Genomic DNA, 22,009 nt, shown 5'->3' with positions numbered 1-22,009 from the left:
ATCAGCAGGCCGATAATGGCCAGCAGTTGAATAGTGATCAGGGCAAAGCCGATACGCAGTACAACGGCAAAGCCCAAACCGACCAGAATGGCCTTACGGCGCTGTTCTTGTGGAAGGGCGGCGGCGGCCAGACCCACTGCGACCGCATTATCGCCAGCCAGCACAAGGTCCATCAGCATGACCTGCCCGAGGGCGATCAACTGACTCATAAATTCGGGTGAGGAGAGGAAGTCCATGCCGACAACCTAGACCTCGCGGCACCCTGCGCCAAGTTGCCGCAGGAATGTCAGTTAAATCAATAGGCGGATCAGGCCGAGTGCGGCAGGTCGAGGCCAAGAGCGCGTTGGGCGATATCCAGTGGAATCGCGGCCAGCGGACTGTCGTCTTCGATGAACCATGCGGCAGACAGGCCTGCGCCGGCAATAATCCCGTCACGCAGCACCTCTGCGGGCAGGTTTGAAGCGCGCACGATTTGTGAAAAGCGCCGCTCGAATGCATCGGCGGCCACAGGTTTTTCCGGTGCGGACAGATCGGGATTGGTGAACATCACCGCATATTCAAATGCCGGATGGCCAAGCAAGCCCTTGGGGTCGATGGCCAGCCAACCGCGCGTGCCAAAATCGAGGACATTACCGTGATGCAGGTCCCCATGCAGAGGAACACTATGGTCGCTATGGGCGAGCAGCTTTGTCGCAATACCGGCACAGGTAGCCAGCAGGCCTGAATGGGCTGGGGCTATCAGCGATTGAAACCACCGCTCCAACGGAATGAGCGAAGGGGGTGGGGTATTCTTCTGTCCATGCAGACGTGCGGCTGTGGCGCACAATATCTGTGTCGCCGATACATCTTGGCCGTCGTGGGCCATGTCGATCAGGTTTTGTGTACCGGTCGCCCGCTCCATCAGCAGGGCAGGGCCTTGGCGGGCATAGACCTGTGCGGCTCCGTCTCCGGCCCATGATTGCAGAAGGTCGGCACCGCTGGCGGCATGGTCTTGTGTCTGCAGGCGCAACATGGCCGGACGGCCGTCGGACATTACTACCGGCTGTAGGTAGGCAGAGGGCGTCGAAACTGTTGGACCCGAGGCTTCCAGTTTCCAGTTTAGCAGGTAGGGCGTGACGGCGGTGTGGGGCATCGACGGCGACCTTGCGGGCTTCACTTCTATATATAGAGCCTGAAAATACCGGCCCTATATATAGAAGTGACGAAGATCGATCCGGGCTGGCGCGCTTGGCGTGAACCGGATCGACCTGTCAGCAAGCCGGATATTTAGGCTTTACGCTTTTGTGCGCGTGACGCTTCGTAAAGCGCAATCGCTGCGGCATTGGACACGTTCAGCGATTCAAAACCGCCGGGCATCGGGATTTTGGCGATGGCTTCGCAGTGTTCTGTCACCAGACGACGGACGCCGTCACCTTCGGAGCCCATAACGATAACGGTCGGGCGATCATCCAGAGCCTGTTCCAGCGTCAGTTCGGCTGCACCGTCCATGGCAATGGCGCGCCATCCCATGTCGTTGAGCTTTTCAAGGGCGCGAGACAGGTTGGTAACGCGCGCATGGGGCAGGCGCTCGGTCGCACCGACCGAAGCCTTGGCCAGAGGACCGGCAAGGGCAGGGGCGTGGCGATCCTGTACAATTATACCGCGCGCGCCAAAGGCGAGGGCCGAACGGAAGATGGCCCCGACGTTTTGGGTGTCGGTCAACTGGTCCAGCATGACCAGAATCCCTTCAGCGGGTTCGCCGAGATCTTCGAGGGAAACGCCTTCGAGGGGCTGACATTTGAAGACGAAGCCCTGATGGACGGCGCCTGTGGGGAGAATTCGATTCAATTCAAGGGAATCAACGACTTCGATTCTGTGCCCGTGGGACAGATTCTGCGACTCAATTTCCTCTGCGCGGTCGGCTGTGACGATGAGTCGACCGGTTCCACGGCGTGCCGGATTGGCCAAAGCGGCCAAAACAGGGTGACGGCCCCAAAGAAAATTGTCTGCGTTGATCGCCTGTTTGGGCGATTTTCTACCCTCAGACTGGAATTTAGGTGCTTGATTGTGCGAGGAATTACCCCGCGAGGCACCCTTTTCGTCGCGTCTTTGGAAAGATTGTTTTTTCACGGTTTTCGGTCGTTGCGTTCTGAAAAAGGGGACACTATAAGACGGCCTCCGACGAGGCCATGGGCTTTCGGTGAAGGCGCTCTCCTAATACAGGCGTCGCCCGACAGCGAAGGCTTTTGTTGTTATCCGGTTGAAATACCGGCTTTCGACAAATCTGGTCGGCACATTGTTAAGCGCGCTGGGGGAATGTCCCGAGTGGCAAAGGGGGGGGACTGTAAATCCCCTGCGAAAGCTTCGAAGGTTCGAGTCCTTCTTCCCCCACCACGCGCTAACAATGGCCGAGTAAGGACCGGAAGCTTCAGAGGAAATCGGGTGCGGAAACGCCAATCTTTAAAGGTTGGGGCAACGCATTCTTCGCGCGGGTATAGCACAATGGTAGTGCAGCAGCCTTCCAAGCTGAATACGCGGGTTCGATTCCCGCTACCCGCTCCAGGTTTTATGAACTGAGCAGAGCGCCCCTCCGCATTTGGACCCGGGCCACAGGAGTTTGGCCATGGCCAAGGAAAAGTTCGAACGCACTAAGCCGCACTGCAACATCGGCACCATCGGTCACGTTGACCATGGCAAGACCACGCTGACGGCTGCGATCACCATCACGCTGGCCAAGGCCGGTGGCGCCACCGCCAAGGCCTATGCCGACATCGACGCTGCACCGGAAGAAAAAGCCCGCGGCATCACGATCAACACCTCGCACGTTGAGTACGAGACGGCTAACCGTCACTACGCACACGTGGACTGCCCGGGTCACGCCGACTACGTGAAGAACATGATCACCGGTGCTGCCCAGATGGACGGCGCGATCCTGGTCTGCTCGGCTGCTGACGGCCCGATGCCGCAAACCCGCGAACACATCCTGCTGTCGCGCCAGGTTGGCGTTCCGGCTCTGGTCGTGTTCCTGAACAAGGTCGACATGGTCGACGACGAAGAGCTGCTCGAGCTGGTCGAAATGGAAGTTCGCGAACTTCTGTCGTCCTACCAGTTCCCGGGCGACGACATTCCGGTTGTTAAGGGTTCGGCCCTGGCAGCTGTTGAAGGTCGCGACGCCAAGATCGGTGAAGAAGCAATTCTGGAACTGATGGCCGCTGTTGACGCCTACATCCCGCAGCCGGAACGTCCGGTTGATCTGGCCTTCCTGATGCCGGTTGAAGACGTGTTCTCGATCTCGGGTCGTGGCACGGTTGTGACCGGTCGTATCGAGCGCGGTATCGTCAAGGTCGGTGAAGAAGTCGAAATCGTCGGCATCCGTCCGGTCCAGAAGTCGACCTGCACGGGCGTTGAAATGTTCCGCAAGCTGCTGGACCAAGGTCAAGCTGGTGACAACGTCGGCGTTCTGCTGCGTGGTCTGAAGCGTGAAGACGTCGAGCGCGGCCAAGTGCTGTGCAAGCCGGGCTCCATCACGCCGCACACCAAGTTCGTTGCTGAGGCCTACATCCTCACCAAGGAAGAGGGTGGCCGTCACACGCCGTTCTTCACCAACTACCGTCCGCAGTTCTACTTCCGCACGACCGACGTAACCGGTATCGTGAACCTGAAGGAAGGCGTGGAAATGATCATGCCGGGCGACAACGCCGAGCTGGACGTCGAGCTGATCACCCCGATCGCCATGGAAGAGAAGCTGCGCTTCGCTATCCGTGAAGGCGGCCGCACCGTCGGTGCTGGCGTCGTTTCGAAGATCGTTGCCTAAGCAACACTTTGATTTGACCCACACGGGTTAAGCCTAAAAGACGGCCCTCCGGAGCAATCCGGAGGGCCGTTTTGTTATTTAATCGCAAGTTATGCCCGTGTGCGCCAAGCGAGCGCACTGGCGTTGGCCGTATTTGAGCCTTAAGATAAAGGGGCGGACGCCGAATGTTGCGCCGCGTTTTGGGCTCTACCCCTTTCGATGTTGACCATCGCTATCGTCGTTGTGCTGCTGCTTGTAGTGCTGAACGGCATTTTCGCCATGACCGAGCTTGCGGTCGTTTCGTCCAAGAAATCCAAACTGCATGCACGGGCTGAGCGCGGTGACCGCGGAGCGCGGGCAGCGCTAAAACTGGCCGAAGAACCCACCCAATTTCTGTCTGCTGTACAGGTCGGTATCACGCTGATCGGTATTCTGGCCGGTGCCTATGGCCAGGCCAGCATTGCCGGCGAACTGGACAAGATGCTGGAGGCTGGCGTTCCGGCACTGGCACCCTATTCGCAGATTATTTCCACGGGCGTGGTGGTTGTATTCATCACCTATATCTCGCTGATCGTGGGTGAACTGGTTCCCAAGCGTATTGCGCTGATTTTCCCCGAAGCGGTCGCTTCGAAGATGGCCGGTCCGATTTCGTCGATGGCCATTGTGATGAAGCCTTTTGTGCTACTTCTGACGGCCTCGACCTCGGGCATTCTTAAACTGATGGGCGTCAAGGACCGCGACGGTTCTGACGTGACGCAGGAAGAAGTCGAGAGCATGATCGCCGAGGGCACTTCGGCGGGTCTGATCGAACCGGAAGAGCAGGAGATGATCGAAGAGATCCTGACCCTGGGCGACCGTCCGATCCGTGTGGCCATGACGCCGCGCCACGAGGTTTACTGGATTTCGCTGGGTGACGACGAAGCGACGCTGCGCAAAGACATCCGCGAATGTCCTTATTCGCGCATTGTCGTAGCGCGCGAGAGCGATATCGATAGTCCTCTGGGGGTGGTGCACAAGAAGGACGTGCTGGATACCTTGCTGGACAAGGGTGTGATCGACATCGAAGGTCTGATCAACGAACCGGCCTTTATTCCGCAGTCCACTTCAATCCTGAAAGCGCTTGAGATCCTCAAGAACTCGCGTGTTCACATGGCCTTTGTGGTGGACGAGTACGGTAATTTCGATGGCGTCGTGACCGCCACCGACCTGCTGGAAATGATCGCCGGTGACTTCAATGAAGGGCACGACGAGGTCGACACCGGTATCCGCCTGCGTGAAGATGGCAGCTGGGCTGTGGACGGCCAGACCGATCTGGAAGAACTGGCCGAGACACTGGGCGAAGAGTTCGGTGACAATGACGGTTTCCACACTGTCGCCGGTCTGGTGCTTCACCACCTGTCGCGTTTGCCGGACGAGGGCGAGATCTTGCAACTGGGGCGTTTCGAGGTCGAGGTTATCGATATGGACGACCGCCGCATCGACAAGCTGCTGTTCCGCACGATCGTGAAAAAACCGTCTGCAGACGGCGAAAAACACTAGGGCGGTAACCGTCCGAGCCTATGCATAAAGAAAGGCCCGTCAGATATCTGACGGGCCTTTTTCTATACGCTGTGCGGGCGCTATTTTCGTGCCGGAAGATTGCTCCATACGGATACGAAACCCAGTACCAGCATGAAGACGATAAAGGCTCCGCTTATGGCGGAAAGGATCAGGGCTGCGGATGCGGACATGGGAAAATCTCCTTTGTCCGCACCCTATGAAGCTTGCCGGTTACAAGCGTTGCGATAGATCAAACAACGCGGCTCGATGAATGATTTTCGGCATTGGCGGGCACAGTAATATCGACCCGCCCAAGGCTGTCGCGTCCCGTGACCATGCCTATATCGTGGCAGAGCCGCAGCGGGGCAGGGCGGTGGCTGATCAGGATCAGGCCCTGACCGGTCAGCTTGAGACGGTTGTCCAGACGCTCGATGATGCAGGCTTCGGTGGCGGCATCCAATCCTTCGGTGGGTTCGTCCAGGACGAGGAAGGGCGCGTGGCGCAAATAGGCGCGGGCCAGTCCCAGTCGTCGCCGCTCGCCGCCCGAAAGATAGCGGGCATTTTCCCCCAGTTGCATATTCAACCCTTGAGGTGATTGAAGAATACGGGGGGCAAGACAGGCGTCTTCCAGCGCAGCCCACAGGTCTTCGTCAGCGGCCGTGGGGGCGGCCAGACGCAGGTTCTGCGCCACCGTGCCGGTGATGAACTGTGCCTGCTGTGGCGCATAGGAGAACAGGGCACGGGCCTGTTGCGGGCTGACCTGGGTCAGGTCGTTTCCATCGAGGCGGATGGCACCTGAAACGACAGGGCGCAGATGCATCAACTGCTCGACAAAGGTGGTCTTGCCCGCGCCGGACGGGCCGCCAAGACCCAGTCGCTCGCGTGTGCGCAGAACATACTGGTCACCGATTTCGATGCGTGATTGCAGGGGCTCGCTGATGTTGCTTTCAGGCTGGGAAACAAGGGGCTCCAGCCGTTCCATGGCCGCATCGATCGAGCCTTTGTGCGAGAGCGTACCGATCAGGGTTCCTGCCGCGTCCAGCACTCCGATACTGCCCAACAGGGCCAGTGCCATAAGCGGGGCGGACTGGTTGGCTGTGGTGACAAACACGGCCACCACGGCAGCGGCCATGGCGAGGGTCTGGCAAAGGCCTTGCCAACTGCTGCCGACCGCTAGACGGCGCTGGGCGGTTTCATAGAGGCTGGCGGTACCTAGAATCTGTTCACCGGCCTGTTGTGTCATGCCATAGGCGCGAAGCTCGGGCGCGGCAGCCATCAGGGTGGTCAGTTCGTGTTTAAAGCGACCCGCGGCAACACGCGTATCGCGGCCCGCCTTGTCGGTTGCGATTTTGGCGACGGTGATGGCCACCAGAATATAGACGCCGCCGATAGCCGCGACCGCTATGGCGGTCACCGAACTGGCAAAGGCGCAAAGCACAATACCGGCCAGCAGGGCGGCACCGGCACCCCAAGGGGCGGACAGGCGCACAAAGCGGTTCTGGATGGCATCTACATCCTGAAGCAGTCGGGTCGAGGTTTCCCCCGATGACAGGCCCAGACTAATGGCCGGATCGGCGCGGGTGATGCTGTCGAACAGTTGCGGGCGCAGCTTGGCCAAAGCATGCAGCGCGGCATCATGGCCGATGACGCGCTCGCCATAGCGGCCCCCTGTGCGCAGGATGGCCAGAAAGCGGATCATGGCGCTGGGCACCATGTAGTTGAAGGTCATCGCTACGACCGATCCGGCAAGACCGGCAATGGCCGAGGACGTTAAAAACCATGCCGAAACGCCCAGCAGCACAACGGCGGCAGCGGAAACAATCATGGCGCAAACGCTTGCGGCCAGAAGGCGGCCGCTCTGGGCTTTTTCCTGCGCGGCTACGAGTTGGCGGATACCGGTTTTCATCATGACAGTTCCACCACGGTATCGGCCAGGGCGGCCACGGCGTCGGAGTGGGTGGCAATCACGGTTGTACGGCCCTCGGCAGCCTGTTTGATGACGGCGAGCAGGGCGAGTTCGGATGCGGCATCCAGATGGGCCGTCGGTTCATCCAGCAGCAGGATGGGGGCCGGTTTCAAAAAGGCGCGGGCGAGGCCCAGACGGCAGCGCTCTCCACCCGACAATCCGCCGCCTCGCTCGTCGATGGGGCGGCTTAGATCACCGCGAAGACCGGCCTTGGCGGCGGCTTCCATGATCTGGCGGGTCGAGGCCTGAGGCAGGGCGATGCGGATATTGTCCTCCAGCGTACCGGGAACAACCATCGGGGCCTGACCTGCATAGGCGATGGACGGGGATAGATCTTCGCCGGAAAGCAGTGGCTGGCCGTCGATCAGGATTTGCCCCGAGGTCAGGGGCGAGAGACCCAGCAATAGATGGATCAGGCTGGACTTGCCCGAGCCGCTGGCCCCGATCAGGGCGATGGTGTGCCCCGTCGGTACGGTCAGGTTGAAGTCCCGCACCACCGGTGCGGCATCGCCATAGGCAATGGTGACCTTGTCGAATGTCAGGGCCGGAGCATGATTCAGGTTGATGCTGCGGGTGACGGGGGCCGCAATAGCCTGTTCCAGTGCTTGCAGGTGCGGCACGGAGGAATCGGCGGCCTGACGGTCGTGATAGGCAGCGGCCAGTCGGCGCATCGGCTGGTAGACCTCTGGGGCGAGGGCCAACAGGAAGAAGGCCTGACCCAGCGTCAGCACATCCGGTGCCGGAAACGGCAAAAGGCGCAGCAGGTTAAAGCCGCAATAGACGGCCACCAGCGCCACAGCCAGTGCCGAGAAGAATTCGAGAATGGCCGAGGACAGGAAGGCGACCTTCAGGACCTTGGAGGTCCGGCGCGCCAGTTCGTCGGAGGCGCGGGCGATCTGGCGGCTTTGCTGGGCTTCCGACTGGAAGGCGAGGATGGCGGGCAGGGCGCGGATACGGTCAAGGAACAGGCCCGACAGACGCTCCATGGCGACAAACTGGCGACGGCTCTCGGACGCGGCAGCCATTCCCGTCAGCGCCATGCCGATGACGAAGGGCAAAAGGGTGAAAACCAGTATCCCTGCTGTGAAGGGGCTGACCACAGCCGCAGCGGCGATCAGAACCAGCGGCGAGACAACGGCTGCCGTTTTGATCGGGCGGAAGCGGGTGATGAACCCGTCCAGCGAATCGACACCTTCGACGGCGGCGGCCATGGCTTCGGAATCAGACAGCTTGCCACTGAAGACACCAGCCATCAGCCGCCCGCGCAGGGCAGATTTTATCGACTGGCTGAGATGGGCCGCGCTGACGGTGGCGGCCTGACCCAGAACCCCGCGTAACAACAGGCTGGATACGGCCAGTATGGCTCCCGGTGTGACGGCTTTCAGCACCGATGCGGCGTCCGGATCGGCTAGAGCGGGCACAATCGCGCCAAGCGCCAGACCCAGACCGGCGGCGAAGCCGATGGCCGGAACGACATCGGCAATCACCAGTGCCGCAGAAATCGTCGCGCGCTTTTTCCACGGTGCCGTCGCGCTCGAAAGCCAGTTCGCTGCCGCGCGACTGGCTTCTTTGGAGACATGGTCGGGTGAATTTACATCGGTTGCCGTCATGATGCCTGTTCTTAAATGCGCCTGACGGACTTGCCAAAGAAGCAAACGACAGATTTGGTAGGCGTTATGTCCGAGGACCAAACGTCCAATGGGCCAAAGACGACTTAGTGACGGATCAGTGCGTAGGCTTTGATCAGGATCAAGGCCATCTGTTTGTTGTGAGATTAAGCGACACACAATGCCGGTTTTTACACTGGCGGTCAGGAGCCTTTTGTCATGGTCGACCTAGCGGTCGTGGACCTATCGCGTCTTCAGTTTGCACTGACAGCGCTGTACCACTTTTTATTCGTGCCCCTCACATTGGGGCTCTCCTTCATGCTGGTCATCATGGAGAGCATCTATGTGATGACCCGTCGGCCGATCTGGCGGACGATTACCCGCTTCTGGGGCACGATCTTCGGCATCAACTTTGTGCTGGGCGTCGCCACCGGTCTGACGATGGAATTCCAGTTCGGTATGAACTGGAGCTATTATTCCCACTATGTGGGGGACATCTTCGGGGCTCCGCTGGCCATTGAAGGCCTGATGGCCTTCTTCATGGAAGCGACCTTTGTCGGCCTGATGTTCTTCGGCTGGGACAAGCTGAAGCCCCATACACACCTGTTCGTGACCTTTATGGTGGCTCTGGGGACCAACCTGTCGGCCCTGTGGATTCTGGTCGCCAATGGCTGGATGCAAAACCCTGTGGGCGCGGCGTTCAATCCTGACACCATGCGTATGGAAGTCACCGACTTCATGGCGGTGATTTTCAACCCTGTCGCTCAGGCCAAGTTCGTTCACACCGTGTCGGCGGGCTATGTCTGTGCTGCCGTGGTCGTCATGGGCATCTCGGCCTTTTATCTGCTTAAAGGCAATCATAAGGGCTTTGCGAAGCGGTCGATGACTGTGGCTGCTGCCTTCGGTCTGTTGTCGTCGCTGTCGGTCGTCGTTCTGGGCGATGAGTCGGGCTATGCCCTGACGGATAACCAGAAGATGAAACTGGCGGCTCTGGAGGCCATGTGGCACACCGAAGAAGCTCCGGCAGGTCTGACCCTGATCGGCTTCCCCAGCCTTGAAGACCGCAAGACTCACGCCGAGATCAAAATCCCCTATGTGCTGGGCCTGATCGCAACGCGCAGCGTGGACCGTCCTGTGGAAGGCATCCTGTCGCTGGTTGCCGTGGCCGAAGACCGCATCGAACGCGGTGTGGTGGCCTATGACGCGCTGGAACGCATCAAGGCCGATCCGCAGGACATGGCAGCGCGTGGCCAGTTTGAAACTGTGCGCAATGATCTGGGCTATGGCCTGCTGCTGAAACGCTATGTCGAGGATCCGCGTCTGGCCACGCCAGAGCAGATCAAGGAAGCGGCATGGTTCACAGTGCCGAACGTGCCGGTGATGTTCTGGGCCTTCCGCTTCATGGCGGGTATCGGGGTTCTGATGATCGGTCTGTTCGGAACCGCCTTTGTGCTGTGCACCCTGCGCAAGCACGACACCAAATGGTTCCTGATGCTGGCTGTTGCGGCCATTCCTCTGCCGTGGATTGCCATCGAGGCGGGCTGGATTCTGGCCGAAGTCGGTCGCCAACCATGGGCCGTAGAAGGCGTTCTGCCGACCTTCCTGGGGGCATCCAGCCTGACGGTCGCGCAACTGTGGACGACGATTGTCTGCTTCACCCTGTTGTACGGTGTGCTTGCCGTTGTCGAGGTCGGCCTGATCCTGCGCACGATCAAGAAGGGGCCTTTCGCCGAACAGGAAGCCCGCGAAGCCGAAGCCAGCACGGAAGGCGAACCGGCGGTCGTCTGACCTCCGGTCGTTGAAGGAAAAGAGAGATGGAACTTCTTCTCGACTACACCACCCTCCGCCTGATCTGGTGGGGACTGCTGGGCGTGCTGTTGATCGGCTTTGCCCTGACCGACGGGTTCGACATGGGTGTCGGTGCCTTGCTGCCCTTCGTCGCCAAGACGGACGCAGAGCGTCGCATGGTCATCAACACCATCGGCGCGACATGGGAAGGCAATCAGGTCTGGTTCATTGTCGGCGGCGCGGCGATCTTTGCCGCATGGCCACAGGTCTATGCCGTCAGCTTCTCGGGCTTTTATCTGGCGATGTTCCTGGTCCTGTCCGCGCTGATCTTGCGGCCGGTATCGTTCAAGTACCGCTCCAAACGCCCCGAGGCCCGCTGGCGCTCCATGTGGGACTGGGGCCTGTTTATCGGCAGCTTCGTTCCGGCACTGGTGTTCGGCGTTGCCGTGGGCAACGTCCTGATGGGCGCACCTTTCCGCCTGACCAGCGACCTGCGCAGCTTCTATGAAGGCAGCCTGCTGGGTCTGTTCACACCCTTCACCCTGATCTGCGGTCTGTTGTCGGTGTCCATGCTGGTTCTGCATGGTGCAGCATGGCTGTCGGTTAAGGGCGAAGAAGGTGTGGTGCTGAAACGTGCCCGCACTATCGGTACCGCTGCCGCAGTGGCCAGCCTTGTGCTGTTCGCGATTGGCGGAGCCATGGTGGCCTTTGGTGATATGGGCTTCCGTATTACCGGCGTGGTGGACACGGCGGGCCCTTCCAACCCGCTACGGACTGCTGTTGAAGCGGCTCCGGGTGCATGGATGGACAATTACGGCCACTATCCGTGGATGACCATCGCGCCGGTTCTCGGTTTTGCAGGGGCGGTGATCGGCCTGTTGGGTATGTGGCGCAAGTCGGCGGCGCTGGCCTTTGGTGGTTCCTCGGCCTCGGCAGTCGGGATCATCTCGACCGTCGGTCTGTCGATGTTCCCATTTATTCTGCCCAGCTCGATCAATGCCCAGTCCAGCCTGACGGTCTGGAACGCATCGTCCAGCCACCTGACCCTGTTCATCATGTTGATCGTGGTCGTGGTCTTCCTGCCCTTCGTCCTTCTCTACACCGCCTGGGTTTACAAGGTGCTGTGGGGGCGCTCGACTGAGGCAGAACTTAAAACCAACCCTGACCTGTACTGAGGCTTAAGGAGAAAATCGCATGTGGTATTTTGCCTGGATTTTGGGCCTCGGTCTGGCCGTAGCGTTCGGTGTTCTGAACGGCCTGTGGCACGAGTTTCGTCTGTTTGACGAAGGTGATGAGGGTCATTCCGAACCCTGACCTTCGGACATGACCTGATTGAAAACCCTCTTCGGAAACGAAGAGGGTTTTTCTTTATGTAGTTGTTATTTTTCAAATAGTTGAGCCATATCAAAGCGGCAATATCGGGCAGAGCGCACAGTCATTCCAACATTGAGGCCCATCCTTTTCACATGGGCCATGTATCGAGGAAGACGTGATGAAAACCTCTGCTGCCCTGTTGGCTGCCGCATCTGTTTTTTGCTTGGCAGGCACTGCTTCGGCGCAAGCCCAACCTTCCGATCCGGTCGGCAAGGGCACCTTGATTGTCACGGCGCGGATGACGGGCGTTCTGACATCGGCGGATGACGCCATTGTCGATGCGACAGGCGCGGCCAGTGGCCTGAATGTGGATGTGTCCGATGACTGGATGCCGACGCTGGGGTTTACCTATTTTGTCTCGGATCACTGGGCCATCGAAGCCATTCTGGGCGCAACCCAGCACGAGGTGAAGGCCAAGGGTGTGGGCACAGATGTGGCTGTGCACGAAACATGGGTACTGCCGCCGATCGTCACCGCCCAATATCGCCCGACACCGAACAATCGCATCAGCCCCTATGTGGGAGCGGGTGTCAGCTACATGGCCTTCTTCGAGGGCAAGGATAAGAACGGTTTCACTGTCGATATCGACGATGGTTTCGGTGTTGCCCTGCAAGCGGGAGCCGACATCAATCTATCGGGTCCGTGGACACTGAACCTTGATGCCAAAAAAGTGTGGTTCGATACCGATGCCAGCATCAATGGCGGCACTTTGAAAACCAATGTCAGCCTTGACCCGTGGGTCGTGTCGCTGGGCGTTGGACGCAAGTTCTAAACGCACATGAATAAAGGGCGCACTCCGGTTTCAGAGTGCGCCCCGATCATTGACTACAAGGTCTATCAGGCCTCGCCGTCACCCAGTGCCTTGAGGCCCGTGGGATCGACGAGCGCAATATCATTGCCCGGTAACAGGCGGATCAATCCAGACGTCTTGAGCTGTGTCATTACGCGGCTGACGGTTTCGATGGTCAGGCCCAGATAGTCGGCAATATCGAGACGGGTCATCGGCAGGTGGACCTGATTTTCAGGGCCGCCCAACTGTTGCTGGCGCGCAGCCAAACGCACGAGGAAGCTGGCCAGACGCTCCTTGGCGGTCTTGCGGCCCAGAAGCACGATCTGCTCCTGCGCAGCCATAAGTTCGTCACCGGCTAGCGCGACCAGACGATGTTCCAGCGCGGGCAGGGCATTCAGAAGCTGGTCAAAATTCGTGCGCTTGAAGCGGCAGGTCTGAAGCGGGGTGAGGGCTTCGGCCGTGAAATTGGCCACGCCGCGACCGCCAAGGCCCAGAAAATCGCCTTGAAACAGGAAGCCGGTAATCTGGCGGCGGCCATCTGGCAGCAGGCGGTACAGTTTTACTGCGCCTTCGACGACGTTGAACACATAGGGATTCGGGTCGCCTTCGTGGAACAGGGCCTGACCGGCGTCGGTATGAACCGTGTCGCTGTTACAGGCCATGCTGTGCAATTCGTGGCCCTTGAGGTCGGCGCAAACCCCCAGTGTACGGGCACCACAGGTGGCGCAAGGATGCACATCCTCAAGCGCAATATTCTGCGGGTCCGCCATTTGGCCGAGGGTACTCAATGCCTGATCTCCAAGCTCGTGACAGCGTTAACGCCATCTATAGCCGCGTTTTGGCCGTTTTACGAACCGTGGTGGGCGAGGCCTTAGACCAAGGTCGAATGCGGCGGCGTCAGAGGCATGGCGTCGGGGGTTATGCGCAAGGCGGCCCCCATCGTGCAGGACAACTGGTATAGGGCCTGTTCCAGTGCATCGCGCACCAGAGGACGCACGCCCATTTCACGCACAAAGAACGGGCCGGCCCACAGGGTTTCGCCGTGTTCGAGATCAGGCTGACGCCACCAGCAGACAAAGCCCAATATGCCGCCGCGCTGGTTTCGCGCCACCAGTATGCCACGCCCGTCCGGATCGGCCCGCCAGTCGCACAGGAAGTTTTCCCAGCGCTCGGCGGGTAAATCCGGCTTGGCCCAGCGGGCCAGAGCATAGGCTGCGGCTTCATCATCGGGACGCAGCGGCGATACGAGAAGCCCCGGTTGGGGGCAGGGGGTGGCATTCATATCGACGTTAAGAGCTCGCATGTGACCATTTGGGCCAATGGCGCACACCGGACCTTGATTTGAATCAAGTCTCGAAAAGGGCTGTTATGGCAAAGGCCAAACTCTGAATCTGAAGCGGCATCACCAGAACGGAAACCCGACCATGACCACGAACCCGACAGAACCTATTCATGGTCGCGCCGTACTGGCGATTTTGAAACTGCTTGGCGGGCAAAGCCTGATGACACTGGCGGTCAACCGTCCGGATGGCCGCCCGCATGCCGCGACGCTGGGCTATATGAATGACGGGCTGAACCTCTATTTCATCACCGCCCGGAACAGCGAGAAGCTGTCCAATATTCTGGCTGATCCGCGTGTAGGCGTGGCGGTGCGCGGCCATGCCGAAGAGGGCGAGGCTGTCGGTGTGTCGATGGATGCACGCGCCAGAGTGCTGACGGACATGACCGAGATCGAACATGTCATGGGTTTGATTCTGGACCGTGTGCCGGAAATCGCGCCCTGGGCCCCTGGTTTGGGCAAGACGGTGGTCGTAAAAGTGATTCCCGAAACCATCGAAGCGGTGGCTGTGATCGACGGGCGCAGCCACACACAGACCTATCAAATCGGCGATGTCGAAGCCGTAATGGCCGATGTGGACTATGAACCGAGCGCTGTAGCGCGTCTTTTCTGAAAAAATCGGGGGTTAAGCGCAACTTGTGGCCAATACCCCTTGAAATACAAATGGGGGTCGGGCATACGCCCCCCTCTGGCGAGGGTCACGCCGCTTAAGGAAACTTGACGGCGCGCAGATCTTTGTCCGGGACACTAGGAGTGTAGCTCAGCTGGTAGAGCATCGGTCTCCAAAACCGAGGGTCGTGGGTTCGAATCCCTCCACTCCTGCCATTCCCCCTGTTGCAATCATATGGGACTTCCCATGTGATGGAGCAGGAACCAGAGATTGAAGAGACGTCATAATGGCTAAGGCGAAGACTCCACGCGGTCGCCGCAACTCGGCAACCCAGACCGCCGCTGCACAAGGTGCCGCGACTGTCACTGTCGACACGCCTTCCCCCAAGAAGAAAACATCGATCCCGCAGTTCATCAGTGAAGTTCGCGCTGAGGCTCGCAAGATCGTTTGGCCGTCGCGCAAAGAAACCTGGATCACCTCGGTTATGGTGTTCATCATGGTGGTTATTGCGGCGGCATTCTTCTGGATTGTTGACGCAGGCCTGACGCTAGGCTCACAATTTATTCTCGGTATCGGCCGATAACAGGAGACGCGCAGATGACGGATGCAGCGCCCGTAGCGGCCAATCCCCGCCACAAATGGTATATTGTTCACGCTTATTCGAACTTCGAAAAGAAGGTTGCCGAATACCTGCGTGACCAGGCCAAACAACAAGGTCTGGAAGAACACTTCTCGGAAATCCTCGTTCCGACCGAAGACGTGGTGGAAATCCGCCGTGGTCGCAAGGTCAACTCGGAACGCAAATTCTTCCCCGGCTATGTGTTGGTGAAGATGGAGATGACCGACCAAGCCTACCACCTGGTCAAGAACACCCCGAAAGTCACCGGCTTCCTCGGTGCGGCTGGCGGCACCAAGCCGCTGCCGGTTTCGGAACGTGAAGTCCAGAACATCATCGGTGCCGTGCAAGAGGGCGTCGAGCGTCCGAAGCCCACGATCCATTTCGACATCGGCGAAAAGGTCAAGGTCACCGACGGTCCGTTCGCCAGCTTCGACGGTACGGTCGAGAGCGTGGACGAAGAAAATACCCGCCTGCGTGTTGCTGTTTCGATCTTCGGTCGCGCGACACCGGTCGAACTGGAATACAACCAAGTCGAAAAGGTTGGCGAATAACGCCAACCCTACGGGCAAGTCGAAAAAGTCGGCGAATAAGCTTCGCTGCACTTCAAGATATTCAAGGGCCGCTTCCACACCGGAAGCGGCCCTTGTTTTTATATCGGTAGGCGTATTGTGCGCTGGTCGATTTGCGTTTGCGGTGGTGCGGTGGTAAACGCCCGTCTTCGCGTCGCAGTCGTTTGGCTGGCGATACGTTAAATCCGTGGGAGGCAGCCATGCCAGACCACGGCTCACCGATCCGGCTGTGATGCCGGGTTTTTTGTTAGGAGAGACAAATGGCCAAGAAAATTCTCGGCTACATCAAGCTGCAGGTGAAGGCCCAATCCGCAACGCCTTCGCCCCCGATCGGTCCTGCACTGGGCCAACGTGGCGTGAACATCATGGGCTTCTGCAAGGAGTTCAACGCACGCACCGAGAAGGTTGCCAAGGGCACCCCTCTGCCGACCATCATCACTGTCTACCAAGACAAGTCGTTCACCTTCATCACCAAGACGCCGCCGGCGACCTGGTACCTGAAGGAAGCGGCCAAGATTAAGTCGGGTTCGGCCAAGACCGGTCGTGAGTCGGCAGGCAAGATCACCGTGGCTCAACTGCGCGAAATCGCAGAAGCCAAGATGAAAGATCTGAACGCTAACGATCTGGACGCTGCGACCAAGATCATCGAAGGCTCGGCTCGCGCCCTGGGCCTCCAAGTTGTGGAGGCCTAATTCAGATGGCTAAGCAAACCAAAGCTCAAAAAGCACGTATCGGTGTAACCGAAGACCTGATCGCTTACGGCGCTGCAATCGCACTCGTTAAGGACAACGCCAAGGCGAAGTTCGACGAGTCGATCGAAATCGCTGTGAACCTGGGCGTTGACCCGCGTCACGCTGACCAACAGGTCCGTGGCGTAGTGAACCTGCCGTCGGGTACCGGTCGTGACGTTCGCGTCGCTGTTTTCGCTAAGGACGCCAAGGCTGAACAAGCCAAGGAAGCCGGTGCAGAACACGTCGGTGCAGAAGACCTGTACGAAAAGATCGCCGGTGGCTTCATGGAATTCGACCGCGTTATCGCGTCGCCGGACATGATGGCTCTGGTCGGTCGCCTTGGTAAGGTACTGGGCCCGCGCGGCCTGATGCCGAACCCGAAGGTCGGCACCGTGACCCCGAACGTTGCTCAAGCTGTTAAAGACGCCAAGGGCGGCGCAGTTGAGTTCCGCGTCGAAAAGAACGGCATCGTTCACGCCGGTATCGGCAAGGCTTCGTTCACCCAGGAAGCTCTGGACCTGAACGTCAAGGCCTTCGTCGACGCTCTGTCGCGTGCGAAGCCGTCGGGCGCCAAGGGCACCTACGTCAAGCGTATCACGCTGTCCTCGACCATGGGTCCGGGCATCAAGGTTGACCCGGCTTCGCTGGGCGCCTGATAGCGTTTGCCGCAAGGCATAAGGAAGCGGCCCCGCAGAGAAATCTGCGGGGCCGTTTTCTTTTTAATAGCCGACGGTGAAGCGCGTGCGCGAATGGGACGGTGTTTCGATCTCGTCGACCATGGCAATGGCGTAGTCGGGGAAGGAGATGGCACTGTTGCCGTCTGCATCGCTGAGCAGTTGATGCGAACCAAGGCGGAAGGTGCCTGTGCGCTGGTTGCCGTCGAACAGGGCGGACGGTGACAGGAAGGTCCAGTCCAGATCGTTCTCCGCTTTCAGGTGCTCGAGAAACAGCGATCCTGCGCGGGCTTCGGTCTTGTAGGCCTCGGGGAATGCGGGCGTGTCGATCAGTTTGACCGATGGGGCGACCTCAAGGCTGCCTGCGCCGCCAACGACAAGATAACGCGAGACATGGGCCGACTTTACCAGATCAATCAGTTGGTCGGGCTTTGTGTCGGTAAACATGATGGCGCTGACCACCGCATCGGCACCAGCAAGCGCGGGGCGCACTGTGTCGGGATGTTGAACATCGCCTGCAACCGCTGTGATGTTCTCGCCGACGGGGATTTTTTCAGGGTTGCGGGCGACGCCGGTGACCTGATGGCCGCGACGGGCCAGTTCCTTGACGATTTGCGAGCCGGCGCGGCCGCTGGCTCCGAGGACGGTGACTTTCAGGGCGGGGGTCGTTCGCATGGTGATGGCCTTTGGTGGTTACTGATGGTAACTAGGTGCGCAAAGGATAGTTCGCATGCAAGAAGGCACCGAAATCTCACCTGGTCACCTACCTGTAACTGCGCCGGATTTTTCGCGCGGTGATGTCTATGCGGCGCAATGCCCGACGCGGCTGTTGCTGGACAGGATTGCGGACAAGTGGACCGTCTTGCTGCTGGGCACGCTGGCGGGCGGCCCTATGCGATTTAACGCCCTGAAGCGGCGCATCGAGGGTGTGTCGCAAAAAATGCTGAGCCAGACCCTGCGCCAGATGGAACGTGACGGACTGGTATCGCGCACGGTCGAGGCCACGGTGCCGGTTTCTGTCACCTACCAGATCACGCCGCTGGGTGTGACGCTGGTCGAGGCCTTGCAGCCTGTGATCGACTGGGCCGAAACACAGATGGCCAAGGTGGCCCAAGCGCAAGCCGCCTATGACCGCCGCGGCGGCTAGGGCGCGTGCCGATTCTGGGCTATGCGGTTCAGTCTATTGCGACCACACATATTGCTTCGGGGAAGTATCGCATGGCCGAGAGCCTGAGGATTGCCGTTGTTGTCGGCAGCGCCCGCAAGGGTTCGATCAATCAAACCTATGCCGAGGCGCTGGAAAAGCTGGCAGGCGAGGGGATGGTCTTTGACTATCTGCCTGTCGGGGACCTGCCGCTGTATAATATGGACCTTGAGGCAGACGTGCCGACGGTACTGGCCGACATCAAGGCGCGTATTGCGACGGCGGACGGTGTGCTGTTTGTCTCGCCCGAGCATAACCGCTCGGTGACGGCGCTGATGAAGAACACGCTGGACTGGTGCTCGCGTGCCAGTGGCGGCAATGCGTGGGCCGGCAAGCGTGCGGCGGTGTGCGGGGCGTCACCGGGGGCGCGCGGAGCCGATCTGTCGCAGATGCATTTCCGCCAGATCGCGGTTGTCCTTAATCTGGAAATCCTGCCGCAGCCCGAGGTCTATGTGCACGTCAAAGACGGGCTGTTTACCGAAGCGGGCGATTTTTCCAGCGAGCGCGATGCCGGTTTCCAGAAGCGTTTTCTGGACCGGTTTGCGGATTGGGTCGCCAAGGCGTAACAATGACAAGAATGTTCAGTATCAGGATAAATATTGAACATAGGACGTTGGGCGCGCTTGACCTTTTGCGCCTGACGCGGTGAAAGCCCGCTTCACCCTCAACTGACCTTCTTTATGCCCGTGATCCTTTGCGGGCCTGACTGCCGTTCGGACCACTGACCTAGATATGAGCAAGCCACCTGCCGACAAATCTCTTCGCCAGATCGCGGCCCTGCCGTGGCGCCTGCGCGGTGGCAAGGTCGAGGTTTTGCTGGTCACATCGCGCGAGACGAAGCGGTGGGTGATCGCCAAGGGTAACCTGATGGTGGACCTTAGCGACCATCTGGCGGCGGCACAGGAAGCCTATGAGGAGGCGGGGGTTCAGGGCGATATCAGTCCTACCGCTATGGGGACCTATATCTATGACAAGCGGTTCAAGGACGGACGTGCCGTGCCGTGCGTTGTGGATGTCTATCCGCTGGAAGTACTGATCCAGTTGGGAAGCTGGCCCGAACTGCATCAGCGTACACGTCAATGGATGAGTGCCGAAGAGGCTGCCAATAGTGTGGACGAGCCTGACCTGGCGGCTTTGATCCGCAGATTGCCCGTGGGGCGCAGCCGCCACTGATTGCGACCGGTGATGGTTATTGCCACGCTTATGGCATAAGCTGTGCCGGAAACTTCGGGGCTATGACATGCGCGGTAAACTCAGACAGGCTGTTTGTTCGGGCTTAGTCGCCCTGTCATTGCTGGGGGCAACGGCTCCAGCCATGGCACAAGACCAGCTGCAGGTGCGCGCACAGGCCGAGCCCAGCGCGGAGGCTCGCGCATTGGCCGCTCGTGTGTTGATGATCACGACACCGGATATAGAAAAGCAGATGTTGGCCTATATGGCCAATGTCATGGCTGAAAGCGGGCTGAGGGATGTTGATGCCCGGCTCGGTGCGTGGATGGAAAAGAATGCGGGTCCAATATTTATGGTGCACATGCGCACCTATATGACTCAGATTGAAACCATCTATGCGACGCGCTTCACCACGTCGGAACTGCAAGCCATGGTGGAGTTTTTTGAAAGCCCTATTGGTCGCGAAATCTCTGCGAAGCAGGTTCAGGTCGGCATCGAGGTTGGAGAGGGGCAAGCGCCGATGCTCACCGCCTATATTACCGACCTGATAACCCAGATGTGTGCTGCCAATGATTGTGGCGATGCAAAAGTCGATGCGGCGACGGGGCGGAAATCCGCGCAACGCTGATTATCGGAACCAATAATGCGGCTTTGGATCTGCACCCATTGCTTTTCGCAGGTGACAGTGTATAGAGCCGCCATCCTGATGAGTCTTCGGACGCGTCGGGACCTGTCCGAGAACTTCGGGGCGTGGGGGCCACCCATGCCATAACTGCCGGAATAGCCTTTCCGGTGCCGTGGGGAGATGGGGATGCAAAGACCTCGATCCAGCCTTATGGGCGGGATGAGGCACGCTTCCTTCGGACAATCTACCGGCTTGTGACCTTTGCGGCAACGCAATGGGCATGAACCAAATCCGTTGTCGGGAATAAGCTCGGCGACGAATTCCTACTCTGGAGACCGCAATGGACCGCGCACAAAAAGCCGAGTCGATCGAATCGCTGAAAAGCGTGTTCGCCGACGCGGGCGCCGTGGTTGTGACCCACAATCTGGGTCTGACCGTTGCGGAGATGGAAGACCTGCGTGGTCGCCTTCGTAAAGAAGGCGGCGCGTTTAAGGTGGTGAAAAACCGTCTGGCGCTGAAGGCGCTGGGCGTTTCGGAAGGCAGCGAGTACCACGACCTGTTCAAGGGTCCCGTGGGCATCGCTTTTGCTGCTGATCCGGTCACTGCTGCCAAGGTCTCGGCAGAATTCGCCAAGGGTAACGATCGTTTCGTTATCGTTGGTGGTTTCATGGGCGACAACGTTCTGGACGCCAAGGGCATCGACGCCCTGTCCAAGCTGCCGTCGCTGGATCAACTGCGCGGCAAGCTTATCGGCCTGCTGCAAGCCCCGGCAACCAAGGTTGCTGGCGTTCTGCAAGCTCCGGCTGGCCAGTTGGCTCGCGTCTTCAATGCTTACGCTACCAAAGACGCCGCCTAAGACCCGTCATCTCTGCATATCTCTGTAATAACAATCCTACCGAAGGAAGATCAAAATGGCTGACCTCGCCAAGATCGTTGAAGAACTGTCGGCTCTGACCGTACTGGAAGCTGCTGAACTGTCGAAGCTGCTGGAAGACAAGTGGGGCGTTTCGGCTGCTGCACCGGTCGCCGTTGCTGCTGCTGGTGGCGCTGCTGCCCCGGCTGAAGCTGCTGAAGAGCAAACCGAGTTCACCGTTATGCTGGTGGACGGCGGCGACAAGAAGATCAACGTGATCAAGGAAGTTCGCGGCGTTCGTACCGACCTGGGCCTGAAAGAAGCCAAGGAACTGGTAGAAGCTGCTCCGGCTGCTGTCGTCGAGAACGTCTCGAAGCAAGCTGCTGAAGAACTGAAGAAGAAGCTGGAAGAAGCCGGCGCCAAGGTCGAAATCAAGTAAGATTTCTGATCTGGCCTCTGGTACTCCAGAGACTGCTTTCAAGGATTGGGCCAGAGGTTTTCCTCTGGCCCTTTTCTTTTGTCCGGCTTGTCTGTGCATACGAAAAAGGCCCGCCGTGATGGCGGGCCTTTCGCATGTGTGATGTACGGCTTAGCGCGTGCGCGGGTTGAAAATATCACTCAGGCGGTCGCGGGTACCTTGGATGCGTTCCAGTCGAGGATAGCGCAATCCGCCCGTATAATCGAACTTGACGGTGCGATATTGCTCGCCACGTTTCATCAGCAGCCTGATCGGGGCCGAACCATCCTTGTTGGCTGTGACGGCATCGCGAAGCTTTTCG

General features: G+C 59.2%; 25 protein-coding genes, 3 tRNA genes and 1 pseudogene. 20 read left to right on the top strand and 9 right to left on the bottom strand.

Features of this window, described 5'->3' with window-relative positions; all coding sequences use genetic code 11:
• The 3 genes and pseudogenes from RSB01_RS08230 to rlmB all read right to left on the bottom strand — a co-directional run.
• Positions 1–209 (bottom strand): annotated as a pseudogene (locus RSB01_RS08230) (TerC family protein); the annotation flags it as partial.
• A 98-nt stretch (positions 210–307) separates the two neighbouring features.
• Positions 308–1,132, bottom strand: a complete 825-nt coding sequence (locus RSB01_RS08225; protein ID WP_332619388.1) for an aminoglycoside phosphotransferase family protein — start codon at positions 1,130–1,132, stop codon at positions 308–310.
• A gap of 134 nt (positions 1,133–1,266) precedes the next feature.
• On the bottom strand, positions 1,267–2,109 hold the full coding sequence (rlmB, locus tag RSB01_RS08220; RefSeq protein ID WP_332592146.1) for a 23S rRNA (guanosine(2251)-2'-O)-methyltransferase RlmB: 843 nt from the start codon (positions 2,107–2,109) through the stop codon (positions 1,267–1,269).
• A 180-nt stretch (positions 2,110–2,289) separates the two neighbouring features.
• Here rlmB and RSB01_RS08215 point away from each other — a divergent pair.
• From RSB01_RS08215 to RSB01_RS08200, 4 genes are all read left to right on the top strand, one after another.
• Positions 2,290–2,373, top strand: a tRNA-Tyr gene (locus RSB01_RS08215).
• A gap of 94 nt (positions 2,374–2,467) precedes the next feature.
• Positions 2,468–2,541 (top strand) — tRNA-Gly (locus RSB01_RS08210).
• Positions 2,542–2,602: 61 nt separating this feature from the next.
• A complete protein-coding gene (tuf, locus tag RSB01_RS08205) occupies positions 2,603–3,793 on the top strand; it encodes an elongation factor Tu (protein WP_332625281.1) in 1,191 nt (396 codons plus the stop codon).
• A gap of 198 nt (positions 3,794–3,991) precedes the next feature.
• The gene (locus RSB01_RS08200; protein ID WP_332619521.1) at positions 3,992–5,311 is read left to right on the top strand and encodes a hemolysin family protein; all 1,320 of its coding nucleotides are present in this window, start codon (positions 3,992–3,994) and stop codon (positions 5,309–5,311) included.
• A gap of 250 nt (positions 5,312–5,561) precedes the next feature.
• On the opposite strand, the gene RSB01_RS08195 is transcribed toward RSB01_RS08200, so the two are convergent.
• Both RSB01_RS08195 and cydD read right to left on the bottom strand, forming a co-directional pair.
• Positions 5,562–7,220, bottom strand: coding sequence for an ATP-binding cassette domain-containing protein (locus RSB01_RS08195; protein WP_332625280.1), 1,659 nt, complete (start codon positions 7,218–7,220; stop codon positions 5,562–5,564).
• Positions 7,217–8,887 (bottom strand): thiol reductant ABC exporter subunit CydD, encoded by a 1,671-nt coding sequence (cydD, locus tag RSB01_RS08190; RefSeq protein WP_332590894.1) that lies wholly within the window; start codon positions 8,885–8,887, stop codon positions 7,217–7,219. The genes RSB01_RS08195 and cydD overlap by 4 nt, the downstream gene beginning before the upstream one ends.
• Positions 8,888–9,103: 216 nt before the next feature.
• Between cydD and RSB01_RS08185 the strand changes: the two genes are divergently transcribed.
• From RSB01_RS08185 to RSB01_RS08170, 4 genes are all read left to right on the top strand, one after another.
• Positions 9,104–10,672, top strand: coding sequence for a cytochrome ubiquinol oxidase subunit I (locus tag RSB01_RS08185; RefSeq protein ID WP_332590893.1), 1,569 nt, complete (start codon positions 9,104–9,106; stop codon positions 10,670–10,672).
• 26 nt (positions 10,673–10,698) lie between these two features.
• On the top strand, positions 10,699–11,847 hold the full coding sequence (gene cydB, locus RSB01_RS08180; protein WP_332590892.1) for a cytochrome d ubiquinol oxidase subunit II: 1,149 nt from the start codon (positions 10,699–10,701) through the stop codon (positions 11,845–11,847).
• Positions 11,848–11,866: 19 nt separating this feature from the next.
• A complete protein-coding gene (gene cydX, locus RSB01_RS08175) occupies positions 11,867–11,986 on the top strand; it encodes a cytochrome bd-I oxidase subunit CydX (protein WP_024355286.1) in 120 nt (39 codons plus the stop codon).
• Between the two features lie 178 nt (positions 11,987–12,164).
• On the top strand, positions 12,165–12,818 hold the full coding sequence (locus tag RSB01_RS08170; protein WP_332590891.1) for an OmpW family outer membrane protein: 654 nt from the start codon (positions 12,165–12,167) through the stop codon (positions 12,816–12,818).
• Between the two features lie 65 nt (positions 12,819–12,883).
• Here the strand turns inward: RSB01_RS08170 and RSB01_RS08165 are convergent, their stop codons facing one another.
• Both RSB01_RS08165 and RSB01_RS08160 read right to left on the bottom strand, forming a co-directional pair.
• The gene (locus tag RSB01_RS08165) at positions 12,884–13,624 is read right to left on the bottom strand and encodes a helix-turn-helix domain-containing protein (RefSeq protein WP_332590890.1); all 741 of its coding nucleotides are present in this window, start codon (positions 13,622–13,624) and stop codon (positions 12,884–12,886) included.
• 83 nt (positions 13,625–13,707) lie between these two features.
• Positions 13,708–14,139 carry a hypothetical protein gene (locus RSB01_RS08160; protein WP_332590889.1) on the bottom strand — a complete coding sequence of 144 codons (432 nt, stop codon included), beginning with the start codon at positions 14,137–14,139 and terminating at the stop codon, positions 13,708–13,710.
• Positions 14,140–14,260: 121 nt separating this feature from the next.
• On the opposite strand from RSB01_RS08160, the gene RSB01_RS08155 reads away from it, so the two are divergent.
• The 6 genes from RSB01_RS08155 to rplA all read left to right on the top strand — a co-directional run bounded on the left by RSB01_RS08155 (position 14,261) and on the right by rplA (position 17,360).
• The gene (locus tag RSB01_RS08155; protein ID WP_332590888.1) at positions 14,261–14,788 is read left to right on the top strand and encodes a pyridoxamine 5'-phosphate oxidase family protein; all 528 of its coding nucleotides are present in this window, start codon (positions 14,261–14,263) and stop codon (positions 14,786–14,788) included.
• A 136-nt stretch (positions 14,789–14,924) separates the two neighbouring features.
• A tRNA-Trp gene (locus RSB01_RS08150) sits at positions 14,925–15,000 on the top strand.
• Between the two features lie 71 nt (positions 15,001–15,071).
• Positions 15,072–15,368, top strand: coding sequence for a preprotein translocase subunit SecE (gene secE, locus RSB01_RS08145; protein ID WP_332590887.1), 297 nt, complete (start codon positions 15,072–15,074; stop codon positions 15,366–15,368).
• A gap of 14 nt (positions 15,369–15,382) precedes the next feature.
• Positions 15,383–15,955, top strand: coding sequence for a transcription termination/antitermination protein NusG (gene nusG / locus RSB01_RS08140; protein WP_332590886.1), 573 nt, complete (start codon positions 15,383–15,385; stop codon positions 15,953–15,955).
• Positions 15,956–16,233: 278 nt separating this feature from the next.
• Entirely contained in the window at positions 16,234–16,665 is a 432-nt protein-coding gene (rplK, locus tag RSB01_RS08135; protein ID WP_332619516.1) for a 50S ribosomal protein L11, read from the top strand.
• Positions 16,666–16,670: 5 nt separating this feature from the next.
• Positions 16,671–17,360 carry a 50S ribosomal protein L1 gene (gene rplA, locus RSB01_RS08130; protein WP_332619515.1) on the top strand — a complete coding sequence of 230 codons (690 nt, stop codon included), beginning with the start codon at positions 16,671–16,673 and terminating at the stop codon, positions 17,358–17,360.
• A gap of 63 nt (positions 17,361–17,423) precedes the next feature.
• On the opposite strand, the gene RSB01_RS08125 is transcribed toward rplA, so the two are convergent.
• A complete protein-coding gene (locus tag RSB01_RS08125) occupies positions 17,424–18,053 on the bottom strand; it encodes an NAD(P)-dependent oxidoreductase (protein WP_332592140.1) in 630 nt (209 codons plus the stop codon).
• 55 nt (positions 18,054–18,108) lie between these two features.
• Here RSB01_RS08125 and RSB01_RS08120 point away from each other — a divergent pair, with 55 nt between their 5' ends.
• From RSB01_RS08120 to rplL, 6 genes are all read left to right on the top strand, one after another.
• Positions 18,109–18,525 carry a helix-turn-helix domain-containing protein gene (locus tag RSB01_RS08120; RefSeq protein WP_332592141.1) on the top strand — a complete coding sequence of 139 codons (417 nt, stop codon included), beginning with the start codon at positions 18,109–18,111 and terminating at the stop codon, positions 18,523–18,525.
• Between the two features lie 71 nt (positions 18,526–18,596).
• Entirely contained in the window at positions 18,597–19,148 is a 552-nt protein-coding gene (locus RSB01_RS08115) for an NADPH-dependent FMN reductase (RefSeq protein ID WP_332592142.1), read from the top strand.
• Between the two features lie 166 nt (positions 19,149–19,314).
• Positions 19,315–19,755, top strand: a complete 441-nt coding sequence (locus RSB01_RS08110; protein WP_332592143.1) for an NUDIX hydrolase — start codon at positions 19,315–19,317, stop codon at positions 19,753–19,755.
• Positions 19,756–19,822: 67 nt separating this feature from the next.
• A complete protein-coding gene (locus tag RSB01_RS08105; protein ID WP_332619513.1) occupies positions 19,823–20,380 on the top strand; it encodes a DUF2059 domain-containing protein in 558 nt (185 codons plus the stop codon).
• 337 nt (positions 20,381–20,717) lie between these two features.
• A complete protein-coding gene (gene rplJ / locus RSB01_RS08100) occupies positions 20,718–21,233 on the top strand; it encodes a 50S ribosomal protein L10 (protein ID WP_332625278.1) in 516 nt (171 codons plus the stop codon).
• A 55-nt stretch (positions 21,234–21,288) separates the two neighbouring features.
• Entirely contained in the window at positions 21,289–21,669 is a 381-nt protein-coding gene (gene rplL, locus RSB01_RS08095; RefSeq protein ID WP_332625277.1) for a 50S ribosomal protein L7/L12, read from the top strand.
• A gap of 150 nt (positions 21,670–21,819) precedes the next feature.
• On the opposite strand, the gene RSB01_RS08090 is transcribed toward rplL, so the two are convergent.
• On the bottom strand, positions 21,820–22,009 hold a 190-nt coding region (locus tag RSB01_RS08090; protein ID WP_332625276.1), incomplete at its 5' end, for a hypothetical protein.

This window comes from Brevundimonas sp. (genome assembly GCF_036659295.1).
Taxonomy (GTDB): domain Bacteria; phylum Pseudomonadota; class Alphaproteobacteria; order Caulobacterales; family Caulobacteraceae; genus Brevundimonas.
This window is presented reverse-complemented; position numbering and strand designations above follow the sequence as displayed.

Coding starts and splice junctions, on each gene's coding strand:
- RSB01_RS08225 (WP_332619388.1), bottom strand. CDS start 1,132: ATGCCCCACACCGCCGTCACGCCCTACCTGCTAAACTGGAAACTGGAA.
- tuf (WP_332625281.1), top strand. CDS start 2,603: ATGGCCAAGGAAAAGTTCGAACGCACTAAGCCGCACTGCAACATCGGC.
- RSB01_RS08200 (WP_332619521.1), top strand. CDS start 3,992: ATGTTGACCATCGCTATCGTCGTTGTGCTGCTGCTTGTAGTGCTGAAC.
- RSB01_RS08195 (WP_332625280.1), bottom strand. CDS start 7,220: ATGATGAAAACCGGTATCCGCCAACTCGTAGCCGCGCAGGAAAAAGCC.
- cydD (WP_332590894.1), bottom strand. CDS start 8,887: ATGACGGCAACCGATGTAAATTCACCCGACCATGTCTCCAAAGAAGCC.
- RSB01_RS08185 (WP_332590893.1), top strand. CDS start 9,104: ATGGTCGACCTAGCGGTCGTGGACCTATCGCGTCTTCAGTTTGCACTG.
- cydB (WP_332590892.1), top strand. CDS start 10,699: ATGGAACTTCTTCTCGACTACACCACCCTCCGCCTGATCTGGTGGGGA.
- cydX (WP_024355286.1), top strand. CDS start 11,867: ATGTGGTATTTTGCCTGGATTTTGGGCCTCGGTCTGGCCGTAGCGTTC.
- RSB01_RS08170 (WP_332590891.1), top strand. CDS start 12,165: ATGAAAACCTCTGCTGCCCTGTTGGCTGCCGCATCTGTTTTTTGCTTG.
- RSB01_RS08160 (WP_332590889.1), bottom strand. CDS start 14,139: ATGCGAGCTCTTAACGTCGATATGAATGCCACCCCCTGCCCCCAACCG.
- RSB01_RS08155 (WP_332590888.1), top strand. CDS start 14,261: ATGACCACGAACCCGACAGAACCTATTCATGGTCGCGCCGTACTGGCG.
- secE (WP_332590887.1), top strand. CDS start 15,072: ATGGCTAAGGCGAAGACTCCACGCGGTCGCCGCAACTCGGCAACCCAG.
- nusG (WP_332590886.1), top strand. CDS start 15,383: ATGACGGATGCAGCGCCCGTAGCGGCCAATCCCCGCCACAAATGGTAT.
- rplK (WP_332619516.1), top strand. CDS start 16,234: ATGGCCAAGAAAATTCTCGGCTACATCAAGCTGCAGGTGAAGGCCCAA.
- rplA (WP_332619515.1), top strand. CDS start 16,671: ATGGCTAAGCAAACCAAAGCTCAAAAAGCACGTATCGGTGTAACCGAA.
- RSB01_RS08125 (WP_332592140.1), bottom strand. CDS start 18,053: ATGCGAACGACCCCCGCCCTGAAAGTCACCGTCCTCGGAGCCAGCGGC.
- RSB01_RS08120 (WP_332592141.1), top strand. CDS start 18,109: ATGCAAGAAGGCACCGAAATCTCACCTGGTCACCTACCTGTAACTGCG.
- RSB01_RS08115 (WP_332592142.1), top strand. CDS start 18,597: ATGGCCGAGAGCCTGAGGATTGCCGTTGTTGTCGGCAGCGCCCGCAAG.
- RSB01_RS08110 (WP_332592143.1), top strand. CDS start 19,315: ATGAGCAAGCCACCTGCCGACAAATCTCTTCGCCAGATCGCGGCCCTG.
- RSB01_RS08105 (WP_332619513.1), top strand. CDS start 19,823: ATGCGCGGTAAACTCAGACAGGCTGTTTGTTCGGGCTTAGTCGCCCTG.
- rplJ (WP_332625278.1), top strand. CDS start 20,718: ATGGACCGCGCACAAAAAGCCGAGTCGATCGAATCGCTGAAAAGCGTG.
- rplL (WP_332625277.1), top strand. CDS start 21,289: ATGGCTGACCTCGCCAAGATCGTTGAAGAACTGTCGGCTCTGACCGTA.